Source organism: Phycicoccus sp. Root563, from assembly GCF_001427915.1.
In the GTDB taxonomy this organism is placed as follows: domain Bacteria; phylum Actinomycetota; class Actinomycetes; order Actinomycetales; family Dermatophilaceae; genus Pedococcus.
Genome location: NZ_LMGM01000001.1, coordinates 2,650,459 through 2,667,298 on the forward strand (window position 1 = coordinate 2,650,459; position 16,840 = coordinate 2,667,298).

Annotated in this window: 19 protein-coding genes; 15 read left to right on the forward strand and 4 right to left on the reverse strand. The window is 71.7% G+C overall.

The window, feature by feature from the left end:
* The first annotated feature begins 2 nt into the window (after window positions 1-2).
* The 4 genes from ASD62_RS12570 to ASD62_RS12585 all read left to right on the forward strand — a co-directional run bounded on the left by ASD62_RS12570 (window position 3) and on the right by ASD62_RS12585 (window position 4,029).
* Window positions 3-470 (forward strand): heat shock protein transcriptional repressor HspR, encoded by a 468-nt coding sequence (locus tag ASD62_RS12570; RefSeq protein WP_369818799.1) that lies wholly within the window; start codon window positions 3-5, stop codon window positions 468-470.
* Window positions 471-555: 85 nt separating this feature from the next.
* The gene (locus ASD62_RS12575) at window positions 556-831 is read left to right on the forward strand and encodes a ribonuclease E inhibitor RraB (RefSeq protein WP_056916248.1); all 276 of its coding nucleotides are present in this window, start codon (window positions 556-558) and stop codon (window positions 829-831) included.
* Window positions 832-958: 127 nt separating this feature from the next.
* Window positions 959-3,562 carry an ATP-dependent chaperone ClpB gene (clpB, locus tag ASD62_RS12580; RefSeq protein WP_056916249.1) on the forward strand — a complete coding sequence of 868 codons (2,604 nt, stop codon included), beginning with the start codon at window positions 959-961 and terminating at the stop codon, window positions 3,560-3,562.
* A gap of 17 nt (window positions 3,563-3,579) precedes the next feature.
* A complete protein-coding gene (locus ASD62_RS12585) occupies window positions 3,580-4,029 on the forward strand; it encodes a hypothetical protein (RefSeq protein ID WP_056916250.1) in 450 nt (149 codons plus the stop codon).
* Window positions 4,030-4,099: 70 nt separating this feature from the next.
* Here the strand turns inward: ASD62_RS12585 and ASD62_RS12590 are convergent, their stop codons facing one another.
* On the reverse strand, window positions 4,100-4,933 hold the full coding sequence (locus ASD62_RS12590; protein ID WP_056916251.1) for an NlpC/P60 family protein: 834 nt from the start codon (window positions 4,931-4,933) through the stop codon (window positions 4,100-4,102).
* A gap of 208 nt (window positions 4,934-5,141) precedes the next feature.
* Between ASD62_RS12590 and ASD62_RS12595 the strand changes: the two genes are divergently transcribed.
* The 3 genes from ASD62_RS12595 to ASD62_RS12605 are packed head-to-tail and all read left to right on the forward strand — an operon-like array spanning window position 5,142 to window position 7,916.
* Window positions 5,142-5,837, forward strand: coding sequence for an LppX_LprAFG lipoprotein (locus ASD62_RS12595; protein WP_056916252.1), 696 nt, complete (start codon window positions 5,142-5,144; stop codon window positions 5,835-5,837).
* Entirely contained in the window at window positions 5,818-7,473 is a 1,656-nt protein-coding gene (locus tag ASD62_RS12600) for an MFS transporter (RefSeq protein WP_056916253.1), read from the forward strand. Before ASD62_RS12595 ends, ASD62_RS12600 begins: the two co-directional genes overlap by 20 nt.
* Window positions 7,470-7,916 carry a hypothetical protein gene (locus ASD62_RS12605; protein WP_056916254.1) on the forward strand — a complete coding sequence of 149 codons (447 nt, stop codon included), beginning with the start codon at window positions 7,470-7,472 and terminating at the stop codon, window positions 7,914-7,916. Before ASD62_RS12600 ends, ASD62_RS12605 begins: the two co-directional genes overlap by 4 nt.
* A gap of 137 nt (window positions 7,917-8,053) precedes the next feature.
* Here ASD62_RS12605 and ASD62_RS12610 read toward each other — a convergent pair whose 3' ends face one another.
* Together ASD62_RS12610 and ASD62_RS12615 are read right to left on the reverse strand one after the other, a co-directional pair.
* Complete coding sequence (locus ASD62_RS12610; RefSeq protein WP_056916255.1) at window positions 8,054-8,926, reverse strand: alpha/beta fold hydrolase; 873 nt, start codon at window positions 8,924-8,926, stop codon at window positions 8,054-8,056.
* Between the two features lies 1 nt (window position 8,927).
* Window positions 8,928-9,713, reverse strand: a complete 786-nt coding sequence (locus tag ASD62_RS12615) for an exodeoxyribonuclease III (RefSeq protein ID WP_056916256.1) — start codon at window positions 9,711-9,713, stop codon at window positions 8,928-8,930.
* 37 nt (window positions 9,714-9,750) lie between these two features.
* On the opposite strand from ASD62_RS12615, the gene ASD62_RS12620 reads away from it, so the two are divergent.
* The 7 genes from ASD62_RS12620 to ASD62_RS12650 all read left to right on the forward strand — a co-directional run bounded on the left by ASD62_RS12620 (window position 9,751) and on the right by ASD62_RS12650 (window position 15,611).
* Complete coding sequence (locus tag ASD62_RS12620; protein WP_056916257.1) at window positions 9,751-10,536, forward strand: SDR family oxidoreductase; 786 nt, start codon at window positions 9,751-9,753, stop codon at window positions 10,534-10,536.
* Between the two features lie 22 nt (window positions 10,537-10,558).
* A complete protein-coding gene (gene pyrE / locus ASD62_RS12625; RefSeq protein ID WP_056916258.1) occupies window positions 10,559-11,113 on the forward strand; it encodes an orotate phosphoribosyltransferase in 555 nt (184 codons plus the stop codon).
* A gap of 45 nt (window positions 11,114-11,158) precedes the next feature.
* A complete protein-coding gene (locus ASD62_RS12630) occupies window positions 11,159-11,854 on the forward strand; it encodes a LemA family protein (protein ID WP_056916259.1) in 696 nt (231 codons plus the stop codon).
* 188 nt (window positions 11,855-12,042) lie between these two features.
* The gene (locus ASD62_RS12635; RefSeq protein WP_056916260.1) at window positions 12,043-12,924 is read left to right on the forward strand and encodes an ABC transporter ATP-binding protein; all 882 of its coding nucleotides are present in this window, start codon (window positions 12,043-12,045) and stop codon (window positions 12,922-12,924) included.
* On the forward strand, window positions 12,921-13,724 hold the full coding sequence (locus tag ASD62_RS12640) for an ABC transporter permease (RefSeq protein ID WP_056916261.1): 804 nt from the start codon (window positions 12,921-12,923) through the stop codon (window positions 13,722-13,724). Before ASD62_RS12635 ends, ASD62_RS12640 begins: the two co-directional genes overlap by 4 nt.
* A gap of 7 nt (window positions 13,725-13,731) precedes the next feature.
* Window positions 13,732-14,955, forward strand: coding sequence for a sensor histidine kinase (locus tag ASD62_RS12645; protein ID WP_056916262.1), 1,224 nt, complete (start codon window positions 13,732-13,734; stop codon window positions 14,953-14,955).
* Window positions 14,952-15,611, forward strand: coding sequence for a response regulator transcription factor (locus ASD62_RS12650; protein WP_082580785.1), 660 nt, complete (start codon window positions 14,952-14,954; stop codon window positions 15,609-15,611). Before ASD62_RS12645 ends, ASD62_RS12650 begins: the two co-directional genes overlap by 4 nt.
* On the opposite strand, the gene ASD62_RS12655 is transcribed toward ASD62_RS12650, so the two are convergent.
* On the reverse strand, window positions 15,608-16,180 hold the full coding sequence (locus ASD62_RS12655) for a helix-turn-helix transcriptional regulator (RefSeq protein WP_056916263.1): 573 nt from the start codon (window positions 16,178-16,180) through the stop codon (window positions 15,608-15,610). The genes ASD62_RS12650 and ASD62_RS12655 overlap by 4 nt on opposite strands.
* Before the next feature lie 50 nt (window positions 16,181-16,230).
* Between ASD62_RS12655 and ASD62_RS12660 the strand changes: the two genes are divergently transcribed.
* Window positions 16,231-16,840, forward strand: a 610-nt coding sequence (locus tag ASD62_RS12660) for an MFS transporter (RefSeq protein WP_162254767.1), incomplete at its 3' end; no start/stop codon positions are given.

Genomic DNA, 16,840 nt, shown 5'->3' on the forward strand with positions numbered 1-16,840 from the left:
TCGTGGTTCCCGTGGTCCCGGGCTCCGGCTTCTCGCCTGACGACGACGCGCCCGTCTTCGTCATCTCGGTGGCGGCCACCCTCGCGGGGATGCACGCGCAGACCCTGCGGCAGTACGACCGGCTCGGCATCGTCAGCCCGTCGCGCACCCGCGGTGGCGGCCGCCGCTACTCCGGGCGTGACGTGGCGCTGCTGCGTGAGGTGCAGCGGCTCTCCCAGGAGGAGGGCATCAGCCTCGCGGGCATCCAGCGCATCCTCGAGCTCGAGCACCAGGTCGAGGCGCTGCGTTCCCGGGTCCGGGAGCTCACCGACGAGGTGGCGGGGTTGCGGGTCGCGACCCGCGGCACGTTCGGCTCGCGGGTGTTCGCCGTCGGGCCGACCGGCGACGTGATCGCGGTCCGGGCGGGGGAGCGCCCCCGCAGCGGCCGTTCCCAGGCCCTCGTGGTCTGGCGACCCAGCCACCGCAGCTGAACGGACGGACCGCGTTGCTCACCTGCTGGGCGCGTCGGGGCGGAGGCGCATCCCGGCGGTGGGGGCACGCGGCATACTCGAGCCTGTGAGCGAGCACCTGTTGGTCTTCCCCGACCGTGACACCGCCGACGAGGTCGCCGCCGAGCTGACCGAAGAGGGGTTCAGCGGGGTGCGGGTCGTCCGGGAGGCGCTGGCCGGCGAGGACGACTCCGAGGCCCACGAGTGGGCCGTGCACGTCGTGGAGGAGATGGTCGCCGACGAGTCGGGGCCGGTCGAGGGTGGGCTGCGCGACCGGTTCCAGGCGCTGGCCGACGACCGTGGCGGCTGGTACGACCCCGAGCCGACGCCGCGCGTGCTGTAGTCCACATGGCCGGCGCAGGAAGGCGGGACCAAGGGCCTGTGCAGCACAAGGTTGAGCGGAATAGACTCAACTTTGGAGCGGTTGTCTCCGAAGAACAGTCAGACCGAACCACCAGGAGCACCCAGGCATGGATCTGAAGCCCACCGCCAAGGTCGCCGAGGCCCTCGCGCTCGCCCAGCGTGCGGCGCAGTCCGCCGGCCACCCCGAGATCACCCCCGACCACCTCACCAGCGCCCTGGTCCAGCTCGAGACCGCGCAGGCCGACGTCCTCCTCCAGGCCGCCGGCACCGGGGCCGGTCACGTGCTGGGTCAGGCCGACGCCCGTCTGCGCACCCTGCCCACGACGACCGGTGCCACCCAGCCGCCGACCTTCGGTCGCGAGGCGGTCGCCGTCCTCCAGCAGGCCGACACCCTCATGCGCGCCAAGGGCGACACCTACCTCGCCGGCGACATCCTCCTGCTGGCGCTCGCCGAGACCGGTCACCTCGCCGCGATCGAGAAGCGCGGGGCGAAGGACATGGAGGCGAAGATCGACGCCCTGCGGGCTGGCCGCAAGGTCAGCAGCGAGACGCCCGTCGAGGGCGGGGAGGCGCTGGAGAAGTACGGCGCGGACCTCACCCAGGCGGCCCGGGACGGCAAGCTCGACCCGGTCATCGGTCGCGACTCGGAGATCCGCCGGGTCGTGCAGGTGCTGTCGCGGCGGACGAAGAACAACCCGGTCCTCATCGGTGAGCCCGGTGTCGGCAAGACCGCCGTCGTCGAGGGGTTGGCCCAGCGCATCGTCGACGGCGACGTGCCGGAGTCGTTGCGCGACAAGCGGTTGATCAGCCTCGACCTGGCGGCGATGGTGGCCGGCGCGAAGTACCGCGGTGAGTTCGAGGAGCGGCTCAAGGCCGTCCTCGAGGAGATCAAGGCGAGCGACGGACAGGTCGTGACGTTCATCGACGAGCTGCACACGGTCGTCGGTGCCGGAGCCTCGGGCGAGGGCGCCATGGACGCCGGCAACATGCTCAAGCCGCTGCTGGCCCGTGGTGAGCTCCGGCTGGTCGGGGCGACGACGCTCGACGAGTACCGCCAGCACATCGAGAAGGACCCAGCCCTCGAGCGCCGGTTCCAGCAGGTCTTCGTGGGTGAGCCGAGCGTCGAGGACACCATCGCGATCCTGCGCGGGCTCAAGGAGCGGTACGAGGCGCACCACAAGGTCGAGATCGAGGACGCCGCGCTCGTCGCGGCGGCCAGCCTGTCCGACCGCTACATCAGCGGACGCCAGCTCCCCGACAAGGCCATCGACCTCGTCGACGAGGCGGCTTCCCGGCTGCGCATGGAGATCGACTCCTCTCCGGTCGAGATCGACCAGCTGCGTCGTGCCGTCGACCGCCTGCGGATGGAGGAGCTGCACCTCACCCGCGAGACCGACGACGCCTCGGTCGAGCGCCTCGAGAGGCTGCGCAAGGACCTCGCCGACAAGAGCGAGGAGCTCGCGGCGCTCAACGCCCGCTGGGAGTCGGAGAAGTCCGGGCTCAACCGGGTCGGTGACCTCAAGTCCCAGATCGACGAGGCCCGCAGCCAGGCCGAGCGCCTGCAGCGCGAGGGTGACTACGAGGGTGCGTCCAAGCTGCTCTACGGCGACATCCCCGCCCTCGAGAAGGCCCTCGTCACCGCGCAGGAGGCCGAGGGCAGCCGCGCACTCGCCCTGCGCGAGGGTGGCGGCCAGCCCGAGGAGCTCATGGTCAAGGAGCGCGTCGGCGCCGACGACATCGCCGAGGTCATCTCGGCGTGGACCGGCATCCCGGCCGGGCGGCTCCTCCAGGGCGAGACCGAGAAGCTGCTGTCGATGGAGTCGATCATCGGTTCACGGCTGATCGGTCAGGGGGCGGCGGTCGAGGCGGTCAGCGACGCGGTCCGCCGGTCGCGGGCGGGCCTGTCGGATCCCCACCGCCCCACCGGCTCGTTCCTGTTCCTCGGACCCACCGGCGTCGGCAAGACCGAGCTCGCCAAGAGCCTGGCCGACTTCCTCTTCGACGACGAGCGGGCCATGGTCCGCATCGACATGAGCGAGTACTCCGAACGCCATTCGGTCGCCCGGCTCATCGGCGCGCCTCCCGGGTACGTCGGGTACGAGGAGGGCGGTCAGCTCACCGAGGCGGTCCGCCGTCGCCCCTACTCCGTCGTCCTCCTCGACGAGGTGGAGAAGGCGCACCCCGAGACCTTCGACATCCTGCTGCAGGTCCTCGACGACGGGCGGCTCACCGACGGCCAGGGCCGGACTGTCGACTTCCGCAACGTCATCCTCGTCATGACCAGCAACCTCGGCAGCCAGTTCCTCGTCGACCCCACGATGGAGGAGTCGGCCAAGCGTGAGGCCGTCATGGGAGTGGTGCGGGCCAGCTTCAAGCCGGAGTTCCTCAACCGGTTGGACGAGGTCGTCATCTTCGACCCCCTCAGCTCGGAGGAGCTCACCCACATCGTCGAGCTGCAGGTGCGTGAGCTGGCGAGTCGGCTCGTCGACCGCCGGATCAGCCTCGAGGTGACGCCTGCCGCTCGTGAGTGGCTGGCGATCACCGGTTACGACCCGGCCTACGGCGCCCGTCCGCTGCGCCGGCTGGTGCAGAAGGAGATCGGCGACCGGCTCGCGAAGGCAGTGTTGTCCGGGCAGGTCCGTGACGGCGAGGCCGTGGTCATCGACCGCGACCCCGAGACCGACCACCTCATCGTGCGCGGCCAGGACTGAGCCCGCAGACTGTGCCCATGAGCGAGGACGACCGGGGCAACCCGGGGGAGCGCGGTCTCGACCGACGCCCCGACGGGGTGGACGACGCGACCGTCGAGGCGGTCGGCAAGCTGAGCGAGGCGTTCGAGACCATCGAGGAGGTGCGTGGCCGGCTCTACGGCCTGCACCGCCTCACCGGGTCGGCCGACCTCGCCCTCGGCGAGGCGTGCGACCTGCTGCGCAAGGCGGGCCGCGGCGACCTCGCCGACCGCCTCGAGACCGAGCTCGTCGGCCGCAACTTCATCCAGGGGCGCTGGACGTTCCAGCTCGTCGAGGAGTTCGACGACGGCTACTACGCCGACTTCCAGCGGCTCGAGAAGGTCGTCCGCGACGAGCTCATGGACGGCCGCCGGCACGTCTTCGAGGCGGAGATGAAGAGCGACCGCCGCACCGACGGGCGAGCCGGCCACGCCGCAACCCCCGACTGAGCGAGCGGCACGCGATCAAGGGTATGGCGCGTGGTGACCACGCGCCATACCCCTGCCCCGTGCGGTGGGATCAGCGGATCGGACGCACCACGTAGGGCATGACACCGGACTCGTTCCTGGAGAAGGAGCGGATGCGGATGTCCGGGCCGCTCACCCGGTTGGCCTCGGCGATCTTGCCGTCACCGATGTAGAGGGCGACGTGGTGGATGCCGGAGGCCGTCTTGCTCGAGTTGGACCAGAACACCATGTCGCCGGCCTTGAGCTGGGAGATGGAGACGCGCGGGCCGGCGGAGTACTGGCTGCGGGACGTGCTCGACAGGGTCAGGCCGGCGCCCTTGTGGAACACGTACTCCATGAAGCCGGAGCAGTCGAAGCCCACCGTGTTGCGGTCGTCGATCCCGCTGGGGCTGCAGCAGATCCCACGGGTCGGGCCGTTCGCGTTGCCGCCACCCCAGGAGTACGGGTACTTGCCGAGCATCCCCTTGGCTGCGGCGATGGTGGCCTTGACCTTCGCCGACTGACCGGTCGCCGGGGGCGGTGTCGTCGTGCCGGCGCAGAGCGGGGCGACGAGGCCGTCGGAGCCGGTCTTGACGAAGGCGTCACTGACGTAGCCACCGGCCTTGAGCTTGTCCCAGACCTTGCTGGTGCCGTAGGTGCCGGAGACCTTCTCGCCGTAGGTCTGGCAGGTGATGGTGATCTTCGCGCCGTCGGCCCGGGTGCCGATGACGCCGGAAGCGGTGGTGGGTGCGGAGCGGACCTTGAGTGCGGCGCCGCTGGTGTTGACCGTGCCGGTCGCGCTGCCCGCGGCCTGGGCCGCGACGGTCCCGACCAGCGGGACGCCGACCAGGATGACGGAGGCTGCGGCGGTGGCCAGTCGGCGACGCCGGGTGCTGAGAAGCTGCATGTGGTTCCCCCTCGGGTGTCGGCCGACGCGGTGCCGGCTCGACCGGAACGCTAGGAGCGGCGGGTCGCCCTGACCATGGGGAGCAGTCCCCGCCGAAGTCGCCTCACCTGGTTCCCCGGGCGCCCGCTCCCGGCGCGCGGACCCACCGAACGGGCGGGGTCTGCGCGTCCCGTCCGGCTGGCGCTGTCGTGGCGGTTACCGTTGCCCTGTGCGCCACACCCCTGCCCTCGCCGCCGCCGGACTCGTCTCGATGCTGGCGCTCACCGCGTGCTCCGGGGGTGCGGACAAGGCAGCGGCCGAGCAGCCGCCGGCCCAGCAGCTGGCGGCCGCCCGCGCGGTGCTGGAGAAGAGTCCCGCCGTGACCTTCACCCTCGAGTCGGCGGGGCTCCCCGGCAAGGCGGTCGGCGTCTCCGGAGCCAAGGGCACGGGCCTGTTCACGCCGCCGTCGTTCCAGGGCACGCTCAACGCCTCGATCAAGGGCGTCACCGGGACGGTCGAGGTGGTCGCGGTCGAGAAGGACGTCTACATGAAGTTCTTCACCCCGACCTTCAACAAGATCGATCCCGCGACCTACGGCGCCCCGAACCCCGCGCAGCTGTTCAACAAGGACACCGGCATCACCGCGCTCATCACGAAGACGCAGAGCCCGGCGAAGGCGTCGACGGTTCGTGACGGGGCCGACGTCCTCAACACCTTCACCGGAAAGCTCCCCGGCGATGCCGTGGCCGACCTGCTGGTCATCGGCGACCGCAAGGGCACGTTCGACGTGACCTACGGCGTGACCCAGACCGGCAAGGAGCTGCGCAGTGTGGTCATCAAGGGCCCGTTCTACGCCGGCGCCACCTCGACCTACACGCTGCACCTCACGAGCCTGGCCAAGGCCGTTGCGATCACCCGCCCCTAGGGCGCTGCTGGCCACCGCCTCGGTGGCCGTGGCGCTCGCTGCGGCCGACACCTATGTCGTCGTGCTGGCCCTGACCGACATGATGACCGGCGTCGGCCTGGGCATCGACGCGTTGCAGAAGGCGACCCCGATCATCTCGGGCTTCCTCCTCGGCTACATCGCGGTGCTGCCCCTCATCGGCCGCCTTGCCGACCTGGCTTCGAGGCAACGGATCCTGTTGGCCTGCTTGGCGATCTTCGTCGTGGGTTCGGCCGTGACGGCCCTTGCCGTCGAGCTCCCGGTGCTCGTGTCCGGCCGGGTCCTCCAGGGCATCGGCGGTGGAGGCCTCGTGCCTGCCACCCTGGCCCTCGTGGCCGACCTCTGGCCGGCCGACAAGCGGGGTATGCCGCTGGGTGTCGTCGGTGCCGTGCAGGAGCTGGGGAGCGTCCTGGGTCCGGTGCTCGGCGCGGTCGTCCTCGCCGTCTCGGACTGGCGGATGATCTTCTGGCTCAACGTGATCGCCGGGGTGCTCCTGGCGCTTGCCGTCGTCGTCGCTGGTGGCGAGAGGCCGGCCCGGCCACGCGCCATACCGCTCGTCCTGGGGTTGCTCGCGCTCGTGGTGACAGGAGTCGCGCTGGCCGCGCCCGCGCGGCTGGTGACGGACGTGTCGCTGGGGGTGCCGTTCGTGCCGTTCGGTGGCTCGACGTCGCGGCTGGCCACCCCGATCGGGGTCGTCGCGCTGGTCCTCGTCCTCGCCTGGCTGGCGGTCAGCGCGCGAGGCTGGTGGGCCGTCGTGGGCCGCGCGGACGTCCCCGGCGCGCTGCTCCTGGGCATCGCGCTGGGCAGCGTGGTGCTGACGTTCGCCGCGAGCGACCCCGAGCGTGAGGTCGTCGGCCCCCTGGGGTTCGCGCTGCTCCCCCTGGGGGCCCTGGCCTTCGGGCTCTACCTGTGGCGGCACCGCCGCGCTGCAGAACCCCTCATCGCCCGCGGGGTCGTCCGCGGTCGGGCCCGGTTCTCGCTGCTGGTCAGTGCGTTCGTGGGGGCGTCGCTGGTGTCCGTCGTCGTCGACGTCCCGGTGCTGGCGCGGCTCACGTTCACGGACTCGCAGACCGAGGCGGCGCTGGTGCTCGTGCGGTTCCTCGTCGCCGTGCCCGTCGGTGCCCTGCTCGGTGGCTGGTCGCTGCGTCGACTCGGTGACGGTGTCGTCAGCGGGCTGGGGCTGGCGCTGTCGGCCGTGGGGCTGCTCGTCATGAGCCGGTGGGGCGACGGGTCGCTCGACGCGTTCTCCGCCACCGTCGTCCTGGCCCTCGTCGGCCTCGGCATCGGACTGGCCCTCGCGCCGGTGAACAACGCCGCCCTCGCTGCGGTCCCGGACGACGCCCACGGGGTCGCCTCGGCCCTGGTCGTCGTCTCGCGGATGGTCGGCATGGTCGTCGGGCTCGCGCTGCTCACCGCGATCGGGCTCCACCGGTACTACGACACCGTGGCCGCCCTGCCCGACCAGACGGACACCAAGGCCCTGGTCGCCGCTGGGGTCGTCCAGGTGCAGACCGTCTTCACCGGTGCTGCCGTCGCGGCGGTGCTGGGGGCGTTGGCCTCCCTCGGCCTGGGTCTGCGACGGAACCACCAGCCCCTGGGCGGCATCCCACCCCTGTGAAGACCTCCCGCGCCGCGCATGCCTCCCGCGTCGCCCTGACGGCCGTCCTGGTCGGCGCACTGGCGGTGGGCTGCGGCGGCCGGACCTGCGACACCGCGGATGCCTCCAACCTGCTGAGGGTCACGGTCGCCGGATTCCCACGGGCGCTCGACTCGGCGAGTGCCGGACCGGACCTCGTCACGGTGCAGGTGTGCCTCGCGACGACCTGCACCAGTGCGGAGTTCGACGGCGGCCGCGGGAACTCGGTGGGGATGGAGCTGCCGTTCACCTCGACGGAGCCGGTCGACCTCAGCATCTTGGTCAGCGGCACGACCGGTGTGCTGCTGTCGCCGGCGACCGTTCGAGTCACCCCGCGCTCGTTCTCACCCAACGGGCCCGGGTGCGACCCCACCGTCTACCGGGCCGAGCTCACCGTCACCCCTGCGGAGCCGAGCCGCCCCTGACGTCCCGCCCGCGCAAAGCGGGTGTCGTTCGGCAAACCCAGCACAAATAAGACCCGGGTCGCCGAAGGACACCCGCTTTGCGGGGGACTCAGGCGACCTGGGGTCGGGCTGGGGTCGGGCGGGGGTCAGGGGTGGGGTCAGGATGGGTGGGGCAGGACGCGCGTGAACGCGTCGACGACCTCGTCGGTCGCCTCGTAGGCGAGCATGTGGCCGAGCCCGGGCAGCACGTGCAGCTCGGCGTGCGGCACCAGCTCGGCGATGCGCTCGGACTGACGCGGTGGAGTCAGCCGGTCGCGCTCGCCGACCAGCACCACGGTCGGTATGCCGTCGAAGTGCGCCAGCGCGTGCGCCTCGTCGTGCTCCTGCAGGGCCCGGTAGAACCGGCCCATCGTCGGCAGGGTGGTGGCGGCGACCTGGTCGCGGGTGAGCGCGACGTGCTCGTCCTCCGCCGCCGGCCCGAACAGCAGCCGTCGCTGGCCGTCGAGCGTCACGAACCGTCCGGCCCGGATCCGGGGCAGCCGCGCGATCAGCCCCATGACCCGCCGCTGCCGGATCGGCACCGGGCGGTCGAACGTCTCGGCCATCGTCGACACCAGCACGATGCCCCGCACCCGCGTGGTGAAGGCAGCCGGGTGCAGCCCGGCGTACGCCATCACGGTCATACCGCCCATGGAGTGGCCCCCGAGGACGAGGGGGCCGTCGGGAGCCACGACCGCGAGCACCGCGGCGAGGTCGTCACCGAGGACCCGCACCGACGTCGGTCCGGTCAGGGCGCCGGACCGGCCGTGCCCGCGCTGGTCCCAGGTCACCACGCGCAGTCCCCGGGCGGTCAGGCGCTCGACGACCGGCAGCCAGGAGGCGTGGGTGAGGGTCCAGCCGTGGGCGAGCACGACGGTCGGGAGGTCAACCGGTGGTGCGGCGTCGAGGTGAGCGGGCGCGGCGGCATACACCTGGACGCGCAGGCGGACCCCGTCGGGCGCGGCAACGGTCAGGATCGAGGGGGTGGGCACCTCAGTCGGCCAGCTCGACAACGACCGGCGCGTGGTCGGAGGCGCCCTTGCCCTTGCGCTCCTCACGGTCGATCGCCGCGCCCAGCACGCGGTCGGCGAACGGCTGCGTCCCGAGGATGAAGTCGATCCGCATGCCGCGACGCTTCTGGAAGGCCAGGCGGGTGTAGTCCCAGTAGGTGAAGGTGCCCGGCTCCGAGGTGTGGGGGCGGACCACGTCGACGAACCCGGCGTCCAGGATCGCCTGGAAGGCGGCCCGTTCGCCGGGGGAGACGTGGCTCTTGTCGAGGTAGTACTCCATCGACCAGACGTCCTCGTCCTGCGGCGCGATGTTCCAGTCGCCCATGATCGCGGCGGTCTCCCCGGCCTCGGCGGACCGGACGGCGTCCTCGCGGAGCGCTGCCAGCCACGCCAGCTTGTAGACCATGTGCGGGTCCTCGAGCTGGCGGCCGTTGGGGACGTAGACGGAGGTGACCTTGACCCCGCCGCAGGTCGCGGTCAGCGCGCGGGCCTCGACGACGGCCGGGTCGCCCCAAGCCGGGGCGTCGGCGAACGACGGCACGGCGTCGGTGAGGCCGACGCGCGAGATGATGGCCACGCCGTTCCAGTGGTTGAGGCCGTGGTGGGCGACCTCGTAACCGAGCGCTCGCAGCCGGTCGAACGGGAACTGCGCATCCGTCGCCTTGGTCTCCTGGATCGCCAGGACGTCGACGTCGCTGCGCTCCAGCCACGCCTCGACCCGGTCGATCCGGGACCGGATGGAGTTCACGTTCCACGTCGCAATTCGCACGATGCCAACCTTATGGGGCGCACCTAGAGTGGGCCCCATGAGCACCGCCCTCGTCACCGGCGCCACCGCCGGCATCGGACTGTCCTTCGCCCACCAGCTCGCCGAGCGCGGGCACGACGTCGTGCTCGTCGCCCGTGACCGGGTCCGGCTGGAGAACCTGTCCGACGACCTGCGCGCGAAGTACAAGGTCGGCACCGAGATCCTCGTCGCAGACCTGTCCGACCGGGCCGACACCGGCAAGGTCGCCGAACGTCTGGCCGACGCCGCTCGGCCTGTGGACCTGCTCGTCAACAACGCGGGCTACTCGCTCAAGAAGCGGTTCCTGGACAACGACATCAGCCAGGAGGAGGCCCTGTTCGACGTGCTCTGCCGAGCCGTGCTCGTCCTCTCCCACGCCGCGGCCCGGGCCATGCGCGAGCGCGGCAACGGTGCCATCGTCAACGTCTCCTCCGTGGCCAGCTTCATCACCTCCGGCACCTACTCGGCCGAGAAGTCCTTCGTCACGGTCTTCACCGAGGGCCTGTCCGGCGAGCTCGCCGGCTCCGGGGTGACGGCGACCGCGCTGTGCCCCGGTTTCACGCACACCGAGTTCCACGACCGGGCCGGCGTCAACATGTCGGGCGTCCCGAAGTTCATGTGGCTCGACGCCGACCGCCTGGTCCGTGACTGCCTCGACGACGTGGCCAAGGGCAAGGTCGTGTCGGTCCCCGGACCGCAGTACAAGGCGATCGTCGCCGGCCTGCGCCTGGTGCCCCGCGCCCTGGTGCGCTCGCGGGCCAGGACGGTGCACCGCCCGAAGGACGGGTCCAAGGGCAGTCGCTGAGTTCTCGCTAGGCTGCTGAGCCGTGACCGACTCCACCGCCGCCCGTGCCCGCCTCCTCGAGCTCGTCAAGGACAAGGCCATCGTCCACGGCCGCGTGACGCTGTCCTCCGGCAAGGAGGCCGACTACTACGTCGACCTGCGCCGCATCACCCTCGACGGCGAGGGGTCCCCGCTGGTCGGGATCGTCATGCGTGACCTCATCAGCGACCTCGACTACGACGCCGTCGGCGGGCTGACGCTGGGCGCCGACCCCGTGGCCACCGCGATCCTGCACGCCAGCGCGGCCGCGGGCGACCGCAAGGACGCGTTCGTGGTCCGCAAGGCAGGCAAGGCCCACGGCCTCCAGCAGCGCATCGAGGGTCCGTCCATCGAGGGCCGCCGCGTCGTCATCGTCGAGGACACCTCGACCACCGGGGCCTCACCCCTCGATGCAGCGAACGCCGCGCGTGAGGCCGGCGCCACGGTCGTCGCGGTCGCCACCATCGCCGACCGTGCCACCGGCGCGGCCCAGGTCTTCGCCGATGCCGGCTTCGAGTACCGCCACGTCTACGGCCTCGAGGAGCTCGGCCTCGCCTAGGATCGGGCGCAGCGCCAGTCGCCGCGCCTGAACAAGGGGAGTTCCATGATCAAAGCGATCGTCTTCGCCGTCGTCGTCGTCCTGCTGGTCCTGTGGGGCGTCAGCATCTACAACGGCCTGATCAAGCTGCGCAACCTCGTGCAGGAGGCCTGGCGCCAGATCGACGTCGAGCTGACGCGCCGCCACGACCTCATCGGCAACCTCGTCGAGACGGTCAAGGGTTACGCGGCCCACGAGCGCGGCACCCTCGAGGACGTCATGAAGGCCCGGTCCGCCGCGATGGCGGGCGGCCAGTCACCGGCGCAGCAGGCGCAGAGCGAGGGGCTGCTGAGCCAGGCGCTCGGCCGCCTCATCGCCGTGGCCGAGGCCTACCCCGACCTCAAGGCCAACCAGAACTTCCTCGCCCTCCAGCAGGAGCTGACCTCGACCGAGGACCGCATCGCCTCCGCCCGGCGCTACTACAACGCCAACGTCCGCGAGCTCAACACCAAGGTCGAGACCATCCCCTCCAACATCATCGCCGGCCTCGCCCAGGTGAAGCGCGCGGAGTACTTCGAGGCCGAGGGCGAGCAGCGCGACCCGGTGAAGGTCGACTTCGGCCAGCGCGACGCGACGATCCCCCCGCCGAGCGGGTATGCCGCCGGGACCGAGGCCGGCGTCCCTGCGGCCCCGCCGGTGGCCGCCCCGGAGAGCGCCCCGCCGACGACCCCTCCGCCCGCGCAGCCCCCCACCCAGTCCTGACGTTCCGGCACAAAGCCGGTTGCGCTGCATACCGCGGGTTGTCGTCCCGAGGTCTGCCCCGCAACCGGCGTTCTGCGTGAGCGCACGGAGGGCGGGCGGAGTGCAGGGCGGGGGTCCACCGGTCGGTGGACGGCGATTCCACCGGCTGATGCTGCCGCGATGCGGTCCGGCCGCGGGAGGGTGGTCCCATGGACGCACCGATCACCGTCACCGGACTGCGCAAGACCTATGGAACCCGTGAGGCCGTCGACGGCCTCGACCTGACGATCGAGGCGGGCGAGGTGTTCGCGCTCCTCGGGCCGAACGGCGCCGGCAAGACCACCACGGTCGAGGTGCTCGAGGGGTTCCGGCGCCGGGACGGCGGTGAGGTGAAGGTCCTCGGCGTGGACCCGGAGGCGGCCGACCTCGCCTGGCGCAACCGCATCGGCATCGTCCTGCAGTCCTCCACCGGGCTGGACCTGATCACCCCACGAGAAGCCATCACCAGCACGGCGAAGGTGTACCGCAGCCCGCGGGACGTCGACGAGGTCATCGCCGCGGTGGGCCTCGAGGACAAGGCCGACGACCGGATCGGCAAGCTCAGCGGCGGCCAGCGGCGTCGGCTCGACGTGGGGCTCGGCATCGTCGGTCGCCCTGAGCTGCTGTTCCTCGACGAACCCACGACGGGGTTCGACCCGCAGGCCCGCCGCGACTTCTGGGACCTCATCCGGTCGCTTGCCGACGGCGGCACGACCATCCTCCTCACGACCCACTACCTCGACGAGGCCGAGCAGCTCGCCGACCGGGTCGGCGTGATCGCCGCCGGCCGGATGCTCGCCCTCGACACCCCGGCCAACCTCGGCGGCCGCGCCTCCTCGGAGGCCACGGTCTCCTGGGAGGAGGGCGGCACCCGGCACAGCGAGAGGACCAGCATGCCCACGCAGTTCGTCACCGCACTCTCCGCACGGCTCGGCGGGGAGGTGCCCAAGCTGACCGTCACCCGGCCGTCCCTGGAGGACACGTACCTGTCGCTCATCGCCCCGCACCTCGGTGCCGACGCCGCGGTCGAGCCCGTGGGGGTGTCGGCATGAACGCCGCAGCCATCGGCTGGGACCGGACGGTCCTCGAGCTGAAGATGTACTTCCGCGAGAAGGAGGCGGTCTTCTTCTCCTTCGTCTTCCCGATCCTCATGCTGTCGATGTTCGCGACGATCTTCGGCGACCAGTTCGGCAAGGAGGACCAGTCCGGCGTCAACGCCGCACGGTTCTTCCTCCCCGGGATGGTGGCCGCCGGCGTGATGCTGACGAGCTTCCAGTCGATGGCGCTCAGTGTCGCCGTGGAGCGCGACGACGGCACGCTCAAGCGGCTGCGCTCGACGCCGATGCCTCCCGTCGCCTACTTCCTGGGCAAGGTCGGCCTGGTCGCCTTCACCTCGCTGGCTCAGTTCGCCCTGCTCATCGCCATCGCGAAGATCGGTTTCGGGGTGCAGCTGCCGAGCAGCGCGAGCAACTGGGTGACGTTCATCTGGGTGTTCCTGCTGGGCGTCGCGACAGGCACGGTGCTCGGGATCGCCTACTCCTCCATCGCCTCCTCGTCCCGCTCCGTCGGTGCGGTCGTCATCGCGCCGACGCTGATCCTGCAGTTCATCTCGGGCGTCTACTTCGCCTTCACCGACCTGCCCGACTGGCTCAAGCAGGTCGCCTCGGTCTTCCCGCTCAAGTGGATCGCGCAGGGCATGCGCTCGGTGTTCTTCCCCGACGACTGGCAGACCCAGGAGATGGCGGGCGTGTGGGAGCACGGCCGCACCGCCCTCGTCCTCGCCGTCTGGCTCGTGGCCGGCCTGCTGGTGTGCGCGCGGACCTTCCGCTGGACCAAGCGCGGCACGACATGATGGGCAGATGAGCACCGACCAGCCTGTCGACTGCCGTCCCCTGCCGGGGACGTCGTCCGGCGAGCTCGACGAGATGTGGCGGCGCCAGCTGGTCTGGTGGCACGTGTTCTTCGCCGTCCTGCTGGCGACGACCGCGGGCGTCCTCGTGGCCGCCGAGGCCGACCACCTCGGGTGGTCGCTCCTGGGCGTCGGTGTGATCGCTGCGGCCTACCTCGTGTGGGGTCGGCGCGGCATCGGCGAGCAGCAGCCGCCTGCGGGGATCCTCTACGTGACGGTCTCCTGGGTCGCCCTCATCGCGCTCATGGCCGTGGACGGGTCGGGTACGGCGTGGATCCTCACCTTCGGGCTGTTCCCACAGACCTGGGCGATGCTGCGTCGCAACCAGGCTGCCGCCGTCGTGGTCGTGGCCGTCCTGGCGATCGGCGGGGTCCGGCTCTGGCAGGGGCCTCGGACCGGGGACGACCTGGTCGGCATCGCGATCAGCACCGCCATCACGCTCTCGTTGTCCCTCGTCATGGGCCTGTTCATCCACAAGATCATCGGGGAGGCCGACTCGCGCGCGTTCACCATCGACGAGCTGCGTCGCACCCAGGCCCAGCTCGCAGCCGCCGAACGTGCGCAAGGCGTTGCAGGAGAACGGGAACGCATCTCCCGCGAGATCCACGACACCCTCGCCCAGGGGTTCACGTCGGTCGTCACCCTGGCCCGCGCCACGGAGGCTGCGCTCGACCGCGGCGACCTCGACGTGGTGCGCGAGCGGGTACGACTGATCGAGCAGACGGCGGCCGACAACCTCTCCGAGGCGCGTCTCATCGTCGCCGAGATGACCCCGGGCCACCTCCAGTCACGCACGCTGTCCGAGGCGCTCGGGCGCCTCGTCGACGCCGTCGCGGCCGAGTCCGGCATGACGGGGAACCTCGTGGTCCAGGGCGAGCCGACCGTCCTGCCGGCCAACTCCGAGGTGGTCCTGCTGCGCACGGCCCAGGAGGGGCTCGCCAACGTCCGCCGCCACGCGCGGGCCCGCACCTTCGAGGTGCGCCTCACGTATGCCGCCGACGCCCCCGTGTCCCTCGAGGTCGCCGACGACGGGGTCGGGTTCGCCCCCGACACGCCGGACCGCGGCTACGGGCTGGACGGTGCGACGGCCCGGGCCGACGAGGTCGGTGGCCGGTTCGAGGTGCAGAGCACCCCGGGTGCGGGTACCCGGCTGCGGATGGAGGTGCCGCGGTGACTTCGGTGACCCCGAGCCCGGTGCCCGCTGCGACGCTGCGGCTGCTGGTCGTCGACGACCACCCGGTCGTGCGGATGGGACTCGTGGCGATGCTGTCGGAGCACGAGGACTTCGAGGTCGTGGGGGAGGCGGCCGACGGTGCCGAGGCGGTCCTGCTCGCCGAGCGACTGACGCCCGACGTCGTCCTCATGGACCTGCGGATGCCCGTCCTCGACGGGGCTGCCGCCACTGCCCGGCTGCGGTCGCGTGCCGATGGACCGGCGGTGCTGGTGCTCACGACCTACGACACCGACGCCGACATCGTCCGTGCGGTCGAGGCGGGGGCGAACGGCTACCTGCTCAAGGACTCGCCCCGCGAGGTCCTCGCCGACGCGATCCGGCGGGCGGCCCGCGGCGAGACGGTGCTGGCGCCGCCGGTCGTGGCGAGGCTCGCCAGCCGGATGCGGGCACCGGCGGGTCCGTCCCTGACCGACCGCGAGACCGACGTGCTGCGGTGCGTCGCCAAGGGTCTGTCCAACGCCGCGGTCGGCCGGGAGCTGCACATCGGCGAGGCGACGGTGAAGACCCACCTGCTCCGGGCCTTCGAGAAGCTCGGTGTGGCCGACCGCACCGCGGCGGTGACCGCGGCGCTGCGGGCGGGCATCATCGAGCTCTAGTCCGAGCCCTCGGTCGGGAGCAGGAGCCAGTACGCGTTCCTGGCGCGAGCGCCTTCCGGGTGGTTGCGTGAGGTCCGGCCGCGATACCGGTCGAGCACCCCGGTCATCTCCTCGCGCAGGGCGACGGACTCCTCCGCGGTGAGCCAGAGCCGGCCCCGGCTGAGGGTGGTCCAGTCGTCCGCGTCGTCGTCGGCCAGGCTGTCCGCAGCCCGCTCGAGACCCGCCTGGAGCTCACCCACCCAGGGCAGGAGGAACGCCTGGCTGGCTGCGGTGCCGGCTGCCCGGTGGGTGCGGGGCGCGATGGAGAAGTGGTCCGCCGTGGCACGCCAGGGCCGCTCCCGGCCGTCGGCCGAGGTGTCACGCTCGACGATGCCCCACTGCTCGAGGGCCCGGAGGTGGTAGCTCATCGCGGACGGCGTGATCCCGCACAGCCGCGCGGCCTCCGTGGCGGTGAGGACCTCCCCGTTGAACAGCTCCTCGATGACGCGCTGGCGCGCGGGGTGGGCCAGCGCGCGCAGGGCGTGGGGGTCGTCGATGGTGAGCGTCGTGCGCTGGCGTGGCCGCGGCATACGGGAAGGGTAGTTGACCGACGCAGATGTGAAGGACTACCTTCACAAATATGAAAGAGACGCTTCACACATCGTGGCCCCGGGACGTGCGCCTCGCCGTCCCGGCCGGCGCGGTCTCGGTGGCCGGCGACGCGATGGCGATGGTGGCGCTCACCCTGCGCATCCACTCCACCGGCGACGGCCCGTATGCCGTGGCCGTGCTGCTCGCGTGCTTCTCCCTGCCCGTCGTGCTCACCATGGGGGTGGCGGGGTCACTGTCGGACCGGGCCGACCCGCGGCTCGTGCTGGGCGTGGGAGGGGCGGTCCAGGTCCTCGCCGCGGCCGGCCTGGCGACGTGGCACTCGGTGCCGGCGACGCTCGCGCTCGTCCTGCTGCTCCAGACGGGGTTCGCCTTCACCAACCCGGTGTGGTCGTCGGTGCTCACCCGGGCGGTGGGGGACGAGCGCGTCGGCGGCCTCGTCTCCACCCAGCACGCGCTGGCCGCGATCGCCGCACCCGTCGGCGCCGCGCTCGGTGGGGTCCTCGTCCAGCTGCACGGCGACCCGGTCGTGTTCGTCCTCGACGCCCTCACCTACCTGGTGCTCGTCGCGGTGGGGGTGTCGTTGCGGATGCGGTCCGAACCCTCGCTCGGGATCGGCGGCGGGGCGCGCGCCGGGCGGG

What these genes read in the sequence shown, in the direction of transcription:
- clpB (WP_056916249.1), top strand. Translation starts at nt 959, where the DNA reads ATGGATCTGAAGCCCACCGCCAAGGTCGCCGAGGCCCTCGCGCTCGCC.
- ASD62_RS12585 (WP_056916250.1), top strand. Translation starts at nt 3,580, where the DNA reads ATGAGCGAGGACGACCGGGGCAACCCGGGGGAGCGCGGTCTCGACCGA.
- ASD62_RS12590 (WP_056916251.1), bottom strand. Translation starts at nt 4,933, where the DNA reads ATGCAGCTTCTCAGCACCCGGCGTCGCCGACTGGCCACCGCCGCAGCC.
- ASD62_RS12620 (WP_056916257.1), top strand. Translation starts at nt 9,751, where the DNA reads ATGAGCACCGCCCTCGTCACCGGCGCCACCGCCGGCATCGGACTGTCC.
- ASD62_RS12630 (WP_056916259.1), top strand. Translation starts at nt 11,159, where the DNA reads ATGATCAAAGCGATCGTCTTCGCCGTCGTCGTCGTCCTGCTGGTCCTG.
- ASD62_RS12635 (WP_056916260.1), top strand. Translation starts at nt 12,043, where the DNA reads ATGGACGCACCGATCACCGTCACCGGACTGCGCAAGACCTATGGAACC.
- ASD62_RS12640 (WP_056916261.1), top strand. Translation starts at nt 12,921, where the DNA reads ATGAACGCCGCAGCCATCGGCTGGGACCGGACGGTCCTCGAGCTGAAG.
- ASD62_RS12645 (WP_056916262.1), top strand. Translation starts at nt 13,732, where the DNA reads ATGAGCACCGACCAGCCTGTCGACTGCCGTCCCCTGCCGGGGACGTCG.
- ASD62_RS12655 (WP_056916263.1), bottom strand. Translation starts at nt 16,180, where the DNA reads ATGCCGCGGCCACGCCAGCGCACGACGCTCACCATCGACGACCCCCAC.